This window comes from Pseudovibrio sp. W74, assembly GCF_001623085.1.
In the GTDB taxonomy this organism is placed as follows: Bacteria; Pseudomonadota; Alphaproteobacteria; order Rhizobiales; family Stappiaceae; genus Pseudovibrio.
On record NZ_LMCJ01000053.1, the window covers coordinates 60,986 to 76,998 of the forward strand.

A 16,013-nucleotide genomic window follows, 5' to 3' on the forward strand; every position below is an offset into this window, starting at 1 on the left:
ACACCGCAATCTGGATGCCACCATGATCTATGTGACCCATGATCAGGTGGAAGCCATGACACTGGCAGACAAGATCGTGGTTCTGCAGTCTGGTCGTATCGAACAGGTCGGCTCTCCGCGAGAACTCTATGAGCGCCCGGACAACCTGTTTGTGGCTCAGTTCATCGGCTCACCAAAGATGAACATCATACCCGTTGAGTTCAGCAGCGATACCTTCACGCTAGCTGGCTTCTCCGAGCAGCCATCCCCTTTCAGAGATAACGAAGCTACACCTGTGAAACTGGGCATCCGCCCAGAACACATCAGCGTTGTTCCACCAGCAGAAGCCGCTGTGACGGGTACGGTGGAACACGTCGAGTACCTCGGCGCAGACCTCTTCATCTATGTTGCAGCCAAAGGGCTTGGCACCATTTTGGTCAGACTATCCGGCCTGGAGCACTACAGCGCAGGCGACACCGTCGGTCTCTCTTTCGACCCCGCCCTCACCCACTTCTTCGGGGTTGATGGCAAAGCCGTACGGGTGAACAGCGAGAAGGCAATAGAACCAGCCTGAAACAACAAGCAGTCCCGATAAACAAAAGGCTTGGGTGCTCACACATCCAAGCCTAACTTTTTAAGCCACCAAAACCCGCTTAGAAACGATAGGTGATACCAGCACCAACCAGCCAGGGATTCAGCTCAGCTGTGCCTTTCAGCTTGTTAGTGCCAACTTTCACGTCAAAGTCTGGCTCAAGGAACAGCTTCTTGACGTCAAGGTTTACACCCCAGTTGTCATCAATCATGTAATCGAAACCAACCTGAAGCGCTGCACCAAATGTGTTTTCAATATCAAGATCATCAACATCGTTGGCATCTTGATTATAGAAAATCGTGTAGTTCACGCCCGCACCGATATAAGGCTTGAAAGCGCCAAAGTTGGTGAAGTGATACTGCAAAGTCAAAGTTGGCGGCAGGATCCATGTGTCTCCCACATCGGTACCAGCAAGAGCACCATCACCATCTACGTTTGCCCACGTCGTTCCCAAAATAAGCTCAGCAGCAATATTTTCAGTGAAGTAATAGGTGATATCCAGCTCGGGCACCACTGTGTTGGAATAGGACAGATCTGAGCCGGAAACACCATTAACGTGCCCACTATCTTCAGTAATCACACCCAGAGCGCGCACACGGATCTGCCAAGGGCTCTTTTCAGATGCAGCCGCAGCAATGATATCTTCCTGTGGCACAGGCATATCTGCCGCCAGAACCTGACCAACAGGCACCACCATCGCAGCAGTGACCATAAGGCCCATCACCCTTTTCAAACTCATCTCCACCTCCAGTTGTATAAGTGAGCTTTACACTTATTCCAATTATTGAGAGTGGAGCACGTGAGCATTGAGGTGCATCAAACCAGCATTGATAATATAAGTACTATTTATAATAGTGATTTTGCCGGATAAGAAATGTGAAAAGTTGATTTCAAATAGACATTTCCTGCAGGAAAACTAGCACAATCGCCAGAACACAACAAGGCGAAGGAAACTCTCATCACTTCATTTCATCATAATAATTGATATGTAGCCCGTACAACAATGCCTCCTATCATTACAATCACCAGCTGAAAACACACAGGCTTCCATCACTCCAACGTTTGTCACTGCGCCCAGAACCCGCTATGAAGTGGAGACTTCGTGTAGGCAGATCCGTAAGGCACACACCTTCCTTGCAACATCTGGCTCTGACCGAAGTCTCTTCAGTTTTAAGTCTACCGGGTTTTGTGAGTGGGGGAATAAATGGCTGCGCAGTGGTGCATCGGTCTGATGACCGGAACGGTAATGGACGGCAACGTCGACATCGCCATGCTGAAAACCGATGGACAAACCATCGAAGAGTTCGGCCCTTACACACTGGCAAGTTATCCCCCTGAAACCAATCAGCTGATCGCCGAAGCCATGGCCGCCGCTCAGGACTGGAATTTCGCATCCGAGGAACCTGAAATTTTCTCACGAGCGGAGAAAGCACTCAGCGAGGGACAAGCCCACGCAATTTCACATTTCCTTTCAAAAAACTCCATTTCAACGCAAAATATTGCGTTAATCGGTTTTCACGGCCAAACCGTCCTGCACCGCGCACCCAAAGGCGGCCAAAAAGGCGCGACCCGCCAACTCGGTGACGGCCAGATCATCGCTGATATCCTCGATATTCCAGTGATTTACGACTTCAGAACGCAAGATATCGAAGCAGGTGGACAAGGCGCACCCCTCGCCGCCATCTACCATCAGGCCCTCTTAAGAAGCGCCGGTCTATCCGACAATCCAACAGACACAGCAATTCTGAATCTCGGCGGCGTCGCCAACATCTCGTGGTGGGACGGGCATAACACCCTGATTGCCTTCGACACAGGCCCGGCCAACGCGCCTATAAACGACTGGATCAGCTCCCATAACCGCGGCGACATGGACCGCGACGGCCTCATCGCCGCCAGCGGACAAGTGGACGAAGACCGCCTCAAAATGCTTCTCGAACACCCCTATCTCACCGAAGCCTTCCCCAAATCCCTCGACCGCAACAGCTTCACAAAAGACATGGCAACCGGCCTTTCTCTGCAAAACGGCGCAGCAACACTCACCGCATTTTCGGCAAGCGCAGTTGGCAAAGGGTTGGACATGCTACCAAAACGCCCAGCCCGCCTGGTAGCATGCGGTGGAGGACGCAAAAACCCGCAGCTTCTGAAAGAGATCGAAGCACGGGCAAACGTAAAAATCATTCAGGCAGAAGAGCTTGGCTGGCGTGGGGATGCAGTGGAGGCCGAATGCTTCGCCTTCCTAGCGGCCAGATGCGATCGCAATTTGCCGATCAGTTTTCCGGGAACCACAGGCGTTCCAACAGCTATGTCAGGTGGTACCAAGGCGCTTCCACACCAACACTCCAGCTAAATAGCCGTACCAGAAGTAAAAAGGTAGGAGCCCTTGCCGCCGCGCAAGAGCTCCCACCGACCTCTTGTTTAAAGCTCAAAAGGTCTCAACTTCAAATATCTATAAGAAAAGGTAGGCAGTATATTCTGGTCGCAACATTGTAGATAATTGATATCTTGAAAGAATTTCAACTATCTGCAACACAATCAACATACTCGAAAGTTATTTTAACAAAAACCCCTCCAAACAACCAAAACAACAACTGTTGCAATTCAGTACCTTGATGTTTATTCGAACACAAACAAGTAGTATTGCACAAATACACAACACAATACTTATAGGGTCTATGTATTTTTTACGGTAAAAACTGGCAAGGCATCTGCTAATCCATTGGCAATCCCACGAGAAGCGACATAAAGGCAGTTTGAATTTTCCCGAAGTCATGCTACCTCCTTTTTAAGGGAGGAGCCGTCTTTGAAGAGAAGAACTATCAACCGCATTGCCTTTGTTTCCAGCGATACGCCAGAAGCACTTGCTGCACGCCAAGCTCTTGAAAAGATGTATGGATCTGCCTCGCAAGACGATGCGGACGTCATTGTCGCGCTTGGCGGCGACGGAGTTATGCTCTCTTATCTACATAAGTTTATGAACAAAGGCATGCCGATCTACGGCATGAATCGCGGTTCAGTCGGCTTTCTCATGAATGAGTACAAGACTGAAGGCCTGATCGAACGCCTTGAAAAAGCAGAGATAACACCTCTCCATCCACTCAACATTGAAGCTGTCGACAAAGACGGAAACGAGTTCACCGCTCGTGCAATCAATGAAGTCTCTTTCCTGCGCAAATCCCATCAGGCTGCGAAACTTCGCATCTCCGTTGATGGCCGCGTCCGCATGGAAGAGCTGGCCTGCGATGGTATCATTATCTCTACTCCCCAGGGCAGCACAGCTTATAACCTGTCAGCCCATGGCCCGATCCTGCCGATTGACTCTCCCCTGATGGCACTTACACCCATCAGTGCCTTCCGTCCAAGACGCTGGCGCGGAGCTCTGCTCTCGACACAGAACACCGTTAAGATTGAAGTACTTGAAGCAGACAAGCGCCCGGTCAACGCAGCCGCTGATCACCGTGAGTTCCGAAATGTTATCAGCACGACCATCTATCAGGACGCGACAGCTCAAAGCTGCATCATGTTCGATAATGAACACAGCTGGGACGAACGTATCCTCTCTGAGATGTTTAAGTACTAAGACACAACCAGTTGATGCTGTGATCACAACCAAATATGCTAGAAGAAGCAACTTCGGGTTGGAATTGCTCGTAAAATAGTTAGATATTATTTCGAATTCGAAATATAATCACACCTACAGCAATGCAGGCTCAGGAATTACGCAGGACAATGGCTTCTTTAACTGGTTCAGATAAATCTTCTCAGGAACACATCCGCGTTCCAAACGACCTTTCCAAAAAAGTCCGGAAGATGTCGACCATTGAAGCTGCCAAGTTCGACCCGGTCAAAGCTGCAGAAGAAGCCATCGAGAAACTCTCTGACAAGTTCGAAAGCTGGATGGGCTCGGAAGTCGATTGCCTGAAAGAGACCAATCAGGCAGCACAGAATGCTGATTTTACAGAGGAAACCTACGACGCACTGTTCCGCTGCGCCCACGATATCAAAGGCCAGGCGGAAACTCTGGGCTTCCCACTGGTTGGCCGCGTTGCAAACAATCTGACGCTCTTGCTGGTCGCTGCCAAGACACAAGAAAGCTTCCCAAAAGAGCTCATCGCTCAACACGTAAGCGCAATCAATGCAATGATTTCTGAAGATGCCCGCGATGAAACCAATCGGCTTGGTGTCGCGCTTGTGACAAGGCTGGAAGAAGCAAGCGCGCCGCTCACGGAGCTCGTCGACAGCTAATCAGGCAATAAGCTGAATACCTTAAGCAACGTCGCTCAGCATTTCAGCAACACGAGTACGTGCACTTTCGCGCGCAGCCTCATTTGAGAGGCGATGCAACAAGTCTTGCAGATCTCCCAGATCCTCAATACCCAGCTCATCTTCCAGCGCAATCAGATCACCAGCCACAATACGTGACTTGGACCAATGGTCGATCTGCATGTTTTCGACCCGCTGCCAGCTGGCAATGCACTCCTGGAAAAGCGCATGCGTGCGATCAGGCAAGCCAGCATCTGACAAGACACGGCGCAGCGAAGCACCAAATGGCGTCGCCAATGCGTCAAACACCTGATCCTCATCATAATCAGATAAGCGAGCCAACGAGCTTGTAAGCAGGTTAAAGCAACCGGTTACTGCGGAACGAAGCAAAAGAACGCTTGTCATCTGAGCGGAAACAACCAGATGTTCAACAAGCCCGTGCAGCTCTTTGTCAGAGGCACTCCAGGCCAGTGAAATCGTGGAACGATCCTGTGCATCAGCGACCAATTGCTCGGGAGCACGCATATTCCTTGCACCAAGCACCTGCGGATGATCCCCAAGACCTTCAGTGTAACGCCGCAGCATCATATGTCGGATTTGCAAGGGAACATCATCACGAGACATCAGAGCATCTTTCACGTCCCGGCTTTCGCCAAACCGCGCAACAACACGTTCCATACTGTTGGGTGTAATCTCTGCCTTTTCATTTGCAAGCAAAGCAACACAGGCCTCTTCACAGGCAACTTCGCAGACAGCAGCAGACAACCCCACCGTAATTTCAGGCCGGCTGGCAACAGCTACACAACGCTGAGTGGAGCCTGTCGCAACAAGATCCACCAGCTCACCTTCTGGAATAGTCGTTGCACCAGAAAGCAAAGGCAGCGCAACTTCATCTTCGTCCACGAGCAAAGCAGAAATGATGTGAGAAGGAACAATCATTGCAGCGCCAAAGGCTTCTGCAAGAGCGGTCCGAACCGCAACATCACGATCATCAAGCAGGAAGGTCAATGCCGCCTCTGCTTCGCTGTACTCAGAGCTTTCAAGTTCAGAATACAAGAAAGCACGCACCAAAGCACCAGCCGCCTGTGCGCGACTTCCACTTGGCGCATACTGCACCCAATTCAGAAAACTCTTGATAATCATGGCACTCAGAAACCTGTATCCACCAACTATGGGTAGAAATAATTAATCATAATTCTTAAGGCTTCGTTCACCGCACCCGCAGTTTCTCGTAAAACTTGTTTTTTGAAAGATTAGAGCAGCAAGAAACGCCTGTAAGTCACAGGTTCTAGACCTTCTTACTTAAGGACTTTCCACTTACTTGGGACGGCGCAAGAAATTTGGTCAGGTCCAAAGGCGCACCAGATGGTCGCGCAACTGGTTTTGGCGCAACAAACTGTTGGCTGATTGATTCCTGAACCTCAACACCGGATCGCTTCGTCTCACTCACAGCTTTGGACGCAGTTAATGCTGCCGCTTCGTCAGTTCGAAACAGGGACTGAAAAGGAGCCTCATCTTTATCAACCGTCGTCGCACGCCATGCTGTCAGGATACGGCTTTCAACGCGGTGGCTGTCAATCGGCTTAGTGATAGGCCCCTTACGCACACCAACTGCCGGACGATCTGAACCAGCAATCGTATCATTAAAGCGCCCAACCAAACGGTCATGCACATCGCTGACAGTCCGTGCCTGCCCATCCTTGTTGTAAAATACAGCCTTATTGGACCGTGCTTGCAGCGGAAACAGGTCCGCAGCCGGGTGCTCTGGTCGGTCCTGAGCAGCATTCAAAAGCCGTAGACTACCATTCACCCCAAGAAAATGCGCAAGATACAGCTCACCAGCGGACGGATCCCGCCCCAGATTTGAAGAGAGTCCGGAGGCGTTGTCTTTTGCCAAAGCACCGGCAACAAGCGAAGAGATATCAGGGTCATAACGCAGATCCAGAAGCTGTTGCTTCAGGTGCTTGTTGTCGACGCGGTACTTACCATTTGCATCAACACGAATGTGCTGCGCATAGTCTTGCAAGCCCAATTCCTCGCCATTTTTCTTGAGCGTCTCAAGCCAGGTGGACTCGATGAATTGAAAAAGCCCCGAGGCAGAGGAGGTTTTAGCTTTGGCGTTCGGGTCAAAGGAAGATTCACGGGCAGCCGCTTGCAGCAGAAAGTCAAAAGACGTACCTGTTTTGGAACTGGCCTTTTGAAAAGCCGATTCAATACGCCCTGCAATGGAAGGATCGCCTGCAACCTTCACGAGAATCTATCCCCTATAATACTATTAGTTAATATCTCTTAATATTAGTTAACAAATAGTTAAATTTTAATTTTGCCCTACTGAAATCACTGAGTTATTTGAGTTAAAACAGATTTTTCGCCTATCCTGTTCTCTACGAATTATGCATTACAATTCAATTTCTGATTGGATTCGGAGAAAAGCAATGAACTGCCTGCTGAGCGTGATGGCCTCAACATTCGACAAGACAGAAGGGCTGAGGAATGTATCACTCGCCATTCTGCCAGAAAAGCCCGTCAGCGAGTTCGAGCCTTATGGCTCGCCAAACACTCTGGCAGAGCTGGGCAAACACCACGATCTTTATCTCACACTAAACGAACCATCAGAGAGTACGATCCTTTCAACACTCAAACCCTATGCTCATGTGAGGCCAAGAGGCGTCGTTCCAACCTTCATCAAATCGCGCGCTGATATTGAACGTTTGCACGCGATACTATCTGTCTTTGAAGCCGAACACGCATTGCAAGACTGCACAGTGAAGATTATTCCTGAACTCGGCAAATATCCTGCAGCCTTTCACAACCTCATGAACCTCTCCAACACCAGCCCACGCCTAACCGCACTGGCATGGAATGAAGAAGCGCTGAAAGAGGCACTGGATGCGAAACAGTCCAGAGATGAAAATGGAGGTTTGCTGCCGCCGTTTCAATATGCACAAACACAATGCCTGTTTGCCGCAAAATCGGCTCACCTGATTGCTCTGGATACAGCACCACCGGCAGCACCTGAGGATCTGGAAAAATCAGTAGCACTCGGCTTTACCGGCATGAACGCAAACACGCCTGAAGACGCGCATCAGATACAACAGGTATTTTCGAGATAAGAAAAGGGGCGCCTGAGCGCCCGCCATCATGCTTTTTCTGGAAGAACTGGCCGGTCCATCTGAAATACAGAATCAACCACCGAGTAATCCATGTAACCCAACCGGGCCAAAGGCTTCATTTTCGCCACATTAAGCAAGCCGTTTTCAAGCACACTCTCGTCGATATGCACACCAACAACCTGACCCAGTATAAGCCAGCTGTTGGTCTCATTTCCGTCAATATCGACCAGACGCTGCACATTAACCAGCTTACATTCCAACGCAGTTTTTGCCTCTAAAACGCGTGGAGCCTTGATCAATTTGCATGGCTCTGCCGTTAATCCGGAAAGCTCGAACTCATCAACATCAGTACCAACCATTGCAGAGGACAGATTCATCGCATCTGCGAGATCCAATGTGGCTTGGTTGCAGACAAACTCACCAGTTTCTTCGATGTTGCGGACAGAGTCTTTGTAACCGCTGGAACCAATCACAACCATCGGCGGTGTATCACACACTGCATTGAAAAAACTGTAAGGAGCCAAATTGCGCACACCGTCTTTAGAGACGGTAGAAACCCAACCAATCGGACGAGGTGCAACAACAGCCTTGAATGGATTGTGGGGCAATCCATGCGGCTTATTCGCTTCATAAAACATATACTTGCCTCAACTCCTACGCATCAACACCGGAAAGAGAACTTTCAAAATATTCAGTCAATCGGGCAACATCAGGCCGAGGACGCTCACTCGGAACAATACTAGGGCTTCCGATATGAATGAAGCCTGCAAACCGTTCCCCATTACGAGCACCAAGATAGGCAGCTGCCTCATCATCAAAAGCATACCACTCAGAGAGCCACTGGCCTGCAAAACCCATTGAAAAGCAGGCATTAAGGAGCGAGACACAAACCGCCCCAACAGCAAGCTCCTGCTCCCAGACCGGAACTTTATGTTCCCGATTTGGAGAAGACAGAACGCCAATAACCAACGGCGCACGCTTGAAACGCTCCAGCTCCATTGCCTTGGTGTTCTCACCAAGCGAGCCCTGACGTTTTTCTGCAATTTCAGCAAGCTTTAGACCGATAGGGGCAGCCTGTGAATTGTCATAGATAATAAACCGCCAAGGAGAAATTTTTCCGTGATCTGGAACACGGCAAGCCATTTCAAGAAGCTCAGAAATTTGTGCTTGATTGGGACCAGGATGCACGAGCGTTGCAGCGAGATGGGAGCGACGAGTTTTGAGAAAACTCTTCAGTTCTGGAAGGTCTTTAGTTTCCACGGTCTCGATTCTTTTCAGGATTTCAACGATTAAAGCTACGCAATAGTCCTATACAGAATATCAACTGTGTCAATTAAAGGATGGTCTTGCCCCATTCTTGCCACATTGACTACCAATCCCCAACCCACTTAGTAAAAATTTATAAAACACTTCCAAATCACAGTTTGTCACTGTAATCTGATTTCACTCGATCGGGTGTCGGTTTTGTATTTACTGTCGCACACGGGTAACACTTTCTGAAGTAGTAGCGAGAGCACACGTGAAGTTAGAGCGGATATCAACGTTCAGCAAAGCGCTACAACGCGCAGCAACCGCCACAGCATTTTGTGCTGGATTGGCCTTGCTTGGAAACGCCGCTCAGGCTGCAGGTCCTATTCCTGTTTCCAAACCTGCTTTGCCATTCTCTAAAGAAGTGCTGGACTTGGGCGCAAAGCCAGACAAGACCATCGCACCTCCTATCAGCTATGATCCGCTCAGCGGTTATCAGGGACAATCCCTTGCACCAACAATGGGTACGAGCTTCTTGCCGTACGCTCCCCCATCTGTAGGCGCAGAGCAGGCACCTGTCGGCGCACAGCCTGTCCTTTATCTGGTAGCAAAGCTGGCTGAGGGAACACCGAACCTCACACGTGGCCTAAAATGGCGCGTCTACTCTTCAAAAGAAAATGATGATGGGTCTTTGACCATGGTCGCGTCCTCTCAAGATCAGGACGCAGAATTCCGCCTCGATCCGGGCACGTACCTCGTTCACACCTCTTTTGGCAAAGTCACTGCAACCACGCGCTATGAACTTAAAAGCGGTGTGAAGACAGGAACAATCATCCTGAACGCAGGTGGTATTCGTCTGGACGCTGCTCTGGGCAACGATCAGCAGATGCCACGCAAAGATGTGCGCTTTAACATCTACGATATGACTTACGACACCACAGGTAACCGCGGTCTCATTGCATCTGGCATCAAGCCGGGCGAGCTGGTTCCAGTGAGCGCAGGCACCTACCATGTTGAAAGCCGCTACGGCGATGTCAACGCTGTCGTACGCGCAGATATTCACGTTCAGGCAGGCAAGCTGACCGAAGCAACCCTTTACCATCAGGCAGGCAACATCACGCTGAAACTGGTAAGCGCCAAGAACAAAACATCTTTGGCCAACACGTCTTGGACGATCCTCTCTCCCGGCGGCGACACTGTTGCAAGCGGCAATGGCGCGTTCCTTGATCTCACCCTAGCAGCTGGAACCTATACGGTTATGGCGCGCAACAACGGTGAGATGTATCGCGAAGAGTTCACAGTCAATCCAAGCGTAAACAACGTGGAAGTGGAAGTGCTTGCAGAAAACCCTCTGTAAGGCTTGCACAAGATCAAGAATGACCAAGGCGCCTCACTCGGCGCCTTTTTTATTGGCTCACGCCAGCTCTAAAGAGGAGGCCTACGGGAGAAAAAAGGTTTCCCCCTTTGGCGCCTTAACGCCATCCCGCAAGTTCATAACAGTTGCCTGAAGCTCATCAATCATTTCTCTCTGGCTTTCGCATCCCTCTAAAACCTCATAGGAAATAGGAGAGCCAATCCGAGCAAGAATGGTTTGTCCCAAAATGCTCTTGAACTCGCCGATGAGAAGCGACAATCGTAAACTCAGGGAAAAGCGACTGACCATGTGGAACAACGCAGAGTTCTGCCCCTCAAAATAAACTGGCAACACCGTTGCTCGCGCACTTCGAATGAGCTTGGCACTGAACGTCTTCCAAGGCAGCTCTTCTGCCCTGCCAAATGGCTTAGCAGCTGTCGCAACACCACCACCGGGAAAGATCACTATCGTCACCCCTTCCCGCAGCAATCTCAGCGCTTCCTGCCGGGTTTTCAAATTGGTGCGCAAAGCCTCTTCGGTTTCTTCAAAGTCTACTGGCAAAGCGAAAGGCCGGATTTCAGGCACCTTCAACAGCTCATTGTTGATCAGCACGCGGTAAGGACGATTGAGCTGTTCAGCAAGCGAAAGAATCGCGATTCCATCTGCAATGCCATAGGGATGGTTCGCAATCAGCACCAGCGGCTTCCCATCCAGATCAGCGGGCGGCCAGTCGTTTCCGGTACATTCCACACGTAGGTCAATCTGATCCAGCAGATCACGCCAGAGCGCCCGATCAGAAACTGAAAAACCAGCACGCCACTCCTCATAGAGGTCCACCAGCGCTCGCTTGCCAGAGAGCCCTTCAATGCTGCGAATAAGCCATCGCTTCAATAAGGGATGAGTACTATTGGCATAGCTTAAATCCGCGTGGTTCACGACATCCTCACTTCACATAACTCATTTCATCTGAGCCGGCTTTGTAAGCTTTCGCAAACTTACGTGAAGTTTAGGCGACAGTGAGGTCAAAAAGAAAAAGGCTGGCAACAGAAACCTGCGGCCAGCCTTCAAAATTTCACTCAGTCTATAAAGATCAGGAAGCCTGCTCTTTCAGGTCTGGTGCTGTTGCTTCATCAGTAAGGCTTGCCACCGCTTCATCCAATGTCATTGATGTTTGGTTGCGCGAACCAAGACGACGGATACTCACTGTCTTCTCTTCTGCTTCACGCTTACCAACCGCAATGATCACTGGGATCTTGGCATGAGAATGCTCGCGAACCTTGTAGTTGATCTTCTCGTTACGAAGATCCAGCTCACCGCGCAAACCAGCTTTTTTCAGCGCTGCATGCACTTCTTTCGCATAATCATCTGCATCAGAAGTGATTGCTGCCACAACGAAGTGCTGAGGTGTCAGCCACAATGGGAAGTGACCAGCAAAGTTCTCAATGAGGATGCCGAGGAAGCGCTCGAGAGAACCACAGATCGCACGGTGGATCATCACCGGCTGCTTCTTCTCGCCATCGCTATCGACATAGAACGCACCAAAGCGCTCTGGCAAGGTGAAGTCGACCTGAGTGGTACCGCACTGCCATTCACGACCAATCGCATCGCGCAGAGTGTACTCAAACTTAGGACCGTAGAACGCCCCCTCACCTTCAAGAATGCCTGTCTTGATCTTGCCGCCAGAGTTCGCTTCGATCTCCTTCAGCACTTCTCCCATCACAGCTTCAGCGTGATCCCAAACTTCATCAGAACCAACACGCTTTTCAGGACGGGTTGAGAGCTTCACAACAATCTCTTCAAACCCAAAGTCCTTGTAGACGGACATAATCAGGTCGTTGATCTTGTGGCATTCCGCAGCCATCTGTTCTTCAGTACAGAACACATGCGCATCATCCTGCGTAAACGCGCGAACGCGCATCAGGCCATGCAACGCACCGGATGGCTCATAGCGGGAAACCGCACCGAATTCAGCCATACGCAGAGGCAAATCACGATAGGACTTCAGGCCGTGCTTGAAGATCTGGACGTGACCAGGACAGTTCATCGGCTTAATCGCAAAGACACGGTGATCTTCGGTCTCAGTCGCAAACATGTTCTCGCGGTACCATTCCCAGTGACCGGAGGTTTCCCAGAGCGACTTATCCAGAATCTGAGGTGCATTCACTTCCTGATAGTCATCAGCAAGACGACGACGCATGTAGTTGGTGAGGTTCTGGAACAGCTGCCAGCCCTTGTGATGCCAGAAGACAACACCCGGACCTTCCTCCTGGAAGTGGTACAGATCCATTTCGCGGCCAAGCTTACGGTGGTCGCGCTTCTCAGCTTCCTCAAGCATATGGAGGTAAGCTTTCAGATCTTTCTCATTGGACCATGCAGTACCATAGATACGGGTCAGCATCTCATTGTTGGAATCGCCGCGCCAGTAAGCACCAGCAACAGTCATCAACTTGAATGCCTGACCGACCTGGCCAGTGGATGCCATATGCGGACCACGGCAAAGATCCAACCAGTCACCCTGCTTATAGATCTTAACGGTTTGATCTTCAGGAATCGCATCAACAAGCTCAACCTTGTAATCTTCACCCTTGGAAGCAAAGTATTCTTTCGCTTCGTCACGGCTCCAGATTTCCTTGGTGAACTTCGCATTGCGCTGAATGATCTGCTGCATCTTTTTTTCGATTTTTGGCAGATCTTCAGGTGTGAACGGCGTTTCACGCTTAAAGTCGTAATAAAAACCGTTCTCGATAACAGGTCCGATTGTAACCTGTGTATCAGGCCACAGCTCCTGCACTGCTTCTGCCATCACGTGCGCCGCATCGTGGCGGATCAATTCCAGCGCACGAGGGTCATCGCGAGTAACAAATTCAATCGCAGCACTTGCTGGAATAGGATCAGAAAGATCACGCAGCTCACCATCAATCGCGACGGCAACAGCTTTCTTCAAGAGAGATTTAGAAATGCTCCCCGCAACGTCAGCTCCGGTGGAACCAGCGTCATATTCGCGAACGGAATTGTCAGGGAAAGTCAATTGCAGCATATCAAGTCTCCAGCTCACTCCTGCAAACAAGGCAGGTAAGCGGTTTGGTGTTAATCATGGATTGCCTGAATAAACAATTCTTGAAGACGCGTCCAGATGATTTTAAGCACGCCCAACTCTGTTTTCCTCGGGAGAGATCACCTAATCGACAGGTTACACACCTTGAATTACCACTGGTTAGCAAGGGTTTAGCTAGCCTTCCCCCTCCCCACTCCGCATACTGTTTGCAACAACAGGATTCGCAAACTCCATCACAAGGAATGCATGACGCACACTCTACCAGCAACCAGGAGCTGAGCATGACGACGCCAAAGCCAAAGCTCTACTTTGATTTGACCACCTTGAGGCAGAACCGCTCTACCTCATTGCAGGCGAATGGCGTCATCAGAACACTCTATGAAACAGCCAGACGCTTTTATAAGGATGACCTTGAAGTCATCTTCATCTGCCATGACGCCCGAACAAACGAATATGTGAGTGTGCAAGCCGATCCTCTGTTTAAGGATGATGACCTTAACCCTGCATATCTGCCCGACTTGCTGGGCGCTCCTGTAAAAACATTCCATCTTGAAAAATACAGGAACCGCAAGATCAAAGGACTATTTCACAGGTTGCGGCATACATTGCGCTCACACGCGGATGAAACCATCGGAGCTTATGATGGAGAAGCGCTTGGAGATCCACTCTCCGACATTGACGCTCCCTTCCTTTCATTGGGAAACTTGGAAGAAGCTCGGCGTCTAACTGAGTATGTGAAGAGCCGCGCACCATATGTACCAGTCTATGTCATGATCCATGACATCTCCCCTTTACGCCTCAACGATCTTGAAGAAGACTTAGGCGCCAAACTTTGGCTGGAACATCTAAGGCGAACCGTCACTACAAGACCGCACGTTCTGGCAAACTCTGAGTATACGAGAAGCGATCTGCTGAAATTCCTGGCAGAGCAGAAACTCCCATCCCCTCAGAGCACAAGCGTTGTCCATTTGGCTCACGAATTTCAGGAAACAGAGCCGATCTACCCGCTCAGACAACGCCCGGAGAATGGTTTCTTTTTGCTGTTAGGTGACATTAGATACCGAAAAAATGCGAAGCTGGTTTTTGACGCTTACTTGCACATTCTGGAGCACAACGAAGATACCCCGCTGCCACAGCTCATATGCGCAGGCGCAATTCCAAATGGCGCCTTCGCAAGCCTCAACAAAGATCAGCAATATACGGCTATTGGCAAGTACGTGACGATTGTCCAATCGCCCTCGCAAGCCGAGCTCACTGCCCTTTACAAAGAAGCAATTGCGCTGGTGTATCCGAGCTTGTTTGAAGGATACGGCCTGCCCGTCGGCGAAGCTCTTTGGATGGGGACACCTGTGCTTGCCTCAAAGGCGACCTCTATTCCAGAAGTTGGCGGTGATCATTGCCGATATTTCGACCCGCACAACGCTGAGGAACTAGCCGCCCTGATCCAATCAACATTGAAAACCAAGGACACCTTACGCGCAGAACTACCTTTGAGGGCTGAGCTCCGGCAATGGCAGAATGTTAAAGAGGATATCTGGCAGGCTATTCAAAGCCACAGCACATCACCGGACAAGCGATCATCCGGCTCAGAGAGCATCTCACAAAAACTAGAAGAGACTTAATTCGGCTTAGCTTGATCGCGTTCGAAGGTCTTTACCAGCTGGAAATACTCACAAACCAACTTCATATCTTGAGCAAAGACACCGTTCCGCTCAAAATATTCACGATGCGCGTCCTGCCAAAATTCAAGGCTAAGATCGCCTTCACCTTCTAGCACAGCCCAAATTTCATCAATCTCGTCGAACTGGCGCACATCAACCGTAACCATCTCAATGACGCAAGCGGCTTGCCCTTTACCATCAAGAATAACAAACTGATCACCCGGCTGAGGAAGCGGCTCCCCTTCTTTTTCATAGGAAAGCAGATCGCCACAGGTAGCCGTCTTTGTTCCATTCAGAACAAGCTCAAGCAAGCTGTCAGCAAGGTCAGGGCTGTCGCCAAAAGCATAACTTGGGAGGTCTTCAAAACCTTCAATAGACATGCATCTCTACCGTAACAAACTGATTTTATGAAAGAAAAATGGTGGAGGAGGTTGGATTCGAACCAACGTAGGCATAGCCAGCGGATTTACAGTCCGCCCCCTTTAGCCACTCGGGCACTCCTCCGTCGCATTGGCCAAGTTGGCCGCGCCGTGTGAGGACGGGTTATCTTCATTTGAGTCCCTCTTGTCAACGCTCCTTTGAAATTTGGGTTGGGAAAACATAGGAAAAAACGTTTTTGACCTCCAATCTGTGAACAACACGCCTCTAGGCAGCTCTCACGTAGGCAAAACCACGTATTTCGCGCACAAAAATTTCATGAATTTCAACACCGGCAGATAGCTTTTCATTAAGCCAAGAACCCGGAACCACT

15 protein-coding genes and 1 tRNA gene are annotated in these 16,013 nt (G+C 50.0%); 7 read left to right on the top strand and 9 right to left on the bottom strand.

Features of this window, described 5'->3' with window-relative positions; translation table 11 throughout:
* Nucleotides 1-553: ABC transporter ATP-binding protein (locus PsW74_RS29970; protein WP_244277894.1), on the top strand; the 553-nt coding region annotated here is incomplete at its 5' end.
* Between the two features lie 79 nt (nucleotides 554-632).
* Here PsW74_RS29970 and PsW74_RS22280 read toward each other — a convergent pair.
* The gene (locus tag PsW74_RS22280; protein WP_063289515.1) at nucleotides 633-1,310 is read right to left on the bottom strand and encodes an OmpW family protein; all 678 of its coding nucleotides are present in this window, start codon (nucleotides 1,308-1,310) and stop codon (nucleotides 633-635) included.
* Nucleotides 1,311-1,775: 465 nt separating this feature from the next.
* Between PsW74_RS22280 and PsW74_RS22285 the strand changes: the two genes are divergently transcribed.
* From PsW74_RS22285 to PsW74_RS22295, 3 genes are all read left to right on the top strand, one after another.
* The gene (locus PsW74_RS22285) at nucleotides 1,776-2,918 is read left to right on the top strand and encodes an anhydro-N-acetylmuramic acid kinase (RefSeq protein WP_063289516.1); all 1,143 of its coding nucleotides are present in this window, start codon (nucleotides 1,776-1,778) and stop codon (nucleotides 2,916-2,918) included.
* Nucleotides 2,919-3,371: 453 nt separating this feature from the next.
* Entirely contained in the window at nucleotides 3,372-4,148 is a 777-nt protein-coding gene (locus tag PsW74_RS22290; RefSeq protein WP_063289517.1) for an NAD kinase, read from the top strand.
* Nucleotides 4,149-4,297: 149 nt separating this feature from the next.
* Nucleotides 4,298-4,813 carry an Hpt domain-containing protein gene (locus PsW74_RS22295; protein WP_057462504.1) on the top strand — a complete coding sequence of 172 codons (516 nt, stop codon included), beginning with the start codon at nucleotides 4,298-4,300 and terminating at the stop codon, nucleotides 4,811-4,813.
* Nucleotides 4,814-4,834: 21 nt separating this feature from the next.
* Here the strand turns inward: PsW74_RS22295 and PsW74_RS22300 are convergent, their stop codons facing one another.
* Nucleotides 4,835-5,974 (bottom strand): DUF2336 domain-containing protein, encoded by a 1,140-nt coding sequence (locus PsW74_RS22300; protein ID WP_063289519.1) that lies wholly within the window; start codon nucleotides 5,972-5,974, stop codon nucleotides 4,835-4,837.
* Nucleotides 5,975-6,119: 145 nt separating this feature from the next.
* A complete protein-coding gene (locus PsW74_RS22305; protein WP_063289520.1) occupies nucleotides 6,120-7,082 on the bottom strand; it encodes a transglycosylase SLT domain-containing protein in 963 nt (320 codons plus the stop codon).
* A gap of 184 nt (nucleotides 7,083-7,266) precedes the next feature.
* Here PsW74_RS22305 and PsW74_RS22310 point away from each other — a divergent pair, with 184 nt between their 5' ends.
* A complete protein-coding gene (locus PsW74_RS22310; protein ID WP_063289521.1) occupies nucleotides 7,267-7,944 on the top strand; it encodes a hypothetical protein in 678 nt (225 codons plus the stop codon).
* A gap of 26 nt (nucleotides 7,945-7,970) precedes the next feature.
* On the opposite strand, the gene PsW74_RS22315 is transcribed toward PsW74_RS22310, so the two are convergent.
* Both PsW74_RS22315 and PsW74_RS22320 read right to left on the bottom strand, forming a co-directional pair.
* Entirely contained in the window at nucleotides 7,971-8,582 is a 612-nt protein-coding gene (locus PsW74_RS22315; protein ID WP_063289522.1) for a flavin reductase family protein, read from the bottom strand.
* Nucleotides 8,583-8,598: 16 nt separating this feature from the next.
* The gene (locus PsW74_RS22320) at nucleotides 8,599-9,204 is read right to left on the bottom strand and encodes a nitroreductase (RefSeq protein WP_063289523.1); all 606 of its coding nucleotides are present in this window, start codon (nucleotides 9,202-9,204) and stop codon (nucleotides 8,599-8,601) included.
* A gap of 259 nt (nucleotides 9,205-9,463) precedes the next feature.
* Between PsW74_RS22320 and PsW74_RS22325 the strand changes: the two genes are divergently transcribed.
* A complete protein-coding gene (locus PsW74_RS22325) occupies nucleotides 9,464-10,549 on the top strand; it encodes a hypothetical protein (RefSeq protein ID WP_057462510.1) in 1,086 nt (361 codons plus the stop codon).
* An 81-nt stretch (nucleotides 10,550-10,630) separates the two neighbouring features.
* Here PsW74_RS22325 and PsW74_RS22330 read toward each other — a convergent pair whose 3' ends face one another.
* Both PsW74_RS22330 and thrS read right to left on the bottom strand, forming a co-directional pair.
* Nucleotides 10,631-11,482 carry a 1-acyl-sn-glycerol-3-phosphate acyltransferase gene (locus tag PsW74_RS22330; RefSeq protein ID WP_063289524.1) on the bottom strand — a complete coding sequence of 284 codons (852 nt, stop codon included), beginning with the start codon at nucleotides 11,480-11,482 and terminating at the stop codon, nucleotides 10,631-10,633.
* Between the two features lie 154 nt (nucleotides 11,483-11,636).
* Entirely contained in the window at nucleotides 11,637-13,583 is a 1,947-nt protein-coding gene (gene thrS / locus PsW74_RS22335) for a threonine--tRNA ligase (RefSeq protein ID WP_063289525.1), read from the bottom strand.
* A gap of 299 nt (nucleotides 13,584-13,882) precedes the next feature.
* On the opposite strand from thrS, the gene PsW74_RS22340 reads away from it, so the two are divergent.
* Nucleotides 13,883-15,223: a glycosyltransferase family 1 protein gene (locus PsW74_RS22340; protein ID WP_208988107.1), complete on the top strand. Its 1,341-nt coding sequence runs from the start codon at nucleotides 13,883-13,885 to the stop codon at nucleotides 15,221-15,223.
* On the opposite strand, the gene PsW74_RS22345 is transcribed toward PsW74_RS22340, so the two are convergent.
* Nucleotides 15,220-15,642, bottom strand: coding sequence for an ASCH domain-containing protein (locus tag PsW74_RS22345; protein ID WP_063289527.1), 423 nt, complete (start codon nucleotides 15,640-15,642; stop codon nucleotides 15,220-15,222). The two genes, PsW74_RS22340 and PsW74_RS22345, sit on opposite strands and share 4 nt — an antisense overlap.
* Nucleotides 15,643-15,681: 39 nt before the next feature.
* Nucleotides 15,682-15,766 (bottom strand) — tRNA-Tyr (locus tag PsW74_RS22350).
* Between the last annotated feature and the right edge of the window lie 247 nt (nucleotides 15,767-16,013).

Excerpts from the sequence above, each read along its gene's own strand:
- PsW74_RS22345 (WP_063289527.1), bottom strand. The coding sequence starts at position 15,642 with ATGTCTATTGAAGGTTTTGAAGACCTCCCAAGTTATGCTTTTGGCGAC.
- PsW74_RS22310 (WP_063289521.1), top strand. The coding sequence starts at position 7,267 with ATGAACTGCCTGCTGAGCGTGATGGCCTCAACATTCGACAAGACAGAA.
- PsW74_RS22315 (WP_063289522.1), bottom strand. The coding sequence starts at position 8,582 with ATGTTTTATGAAGCGAATAAGCCGCATGGATTGCCCCACAATCCATTC.
- PsW74_RS22300 (WP_063289519.1), bottom strand. The coding sequence starts at position 5,974 with ATGATTATCAAGAGTTTTCTGAATTGGGTGCAGTATGCGCCAAGTGGA.
- PsW74_RS22280 (WP_063289515.1), bottom strand. The coding sequence starts at position 1,310 with ATGAGTTTGAAAAGGGTGATGGGCCTTATGGTCACTGCTGCGATGGTG.
- PsW74_RS22285 (WP_063289516.1), top strand. The coding sequence starts at position 1,776 with ATGGCTGCGCAGTGGTGCATCGGTCTGATGACCGGAACGGTAATGGAC.
- PsW74_RS22295 (WP_057462504.1), top strand. The coding sequence starts at position 4,298 with ATGGCTTCTTTAACTGGTTCAGATAAATCTTCTCAGGAACACATCCGC.
- PsW74_RS22340 (WP_208988107.1), top strand. The coding sequence starts at position 13,883 with ATGACGACGCCAAAGCCAAAGCTCTACTTTGATTTGACCACCTTGAGG.
- thrS (WP_063289525.1), bottom strand. The coding sequence starts at position 13,583 with ATGCTGCAATTGACTTTCCCTGACAATTCCGTTCGCGAATATGACGCT.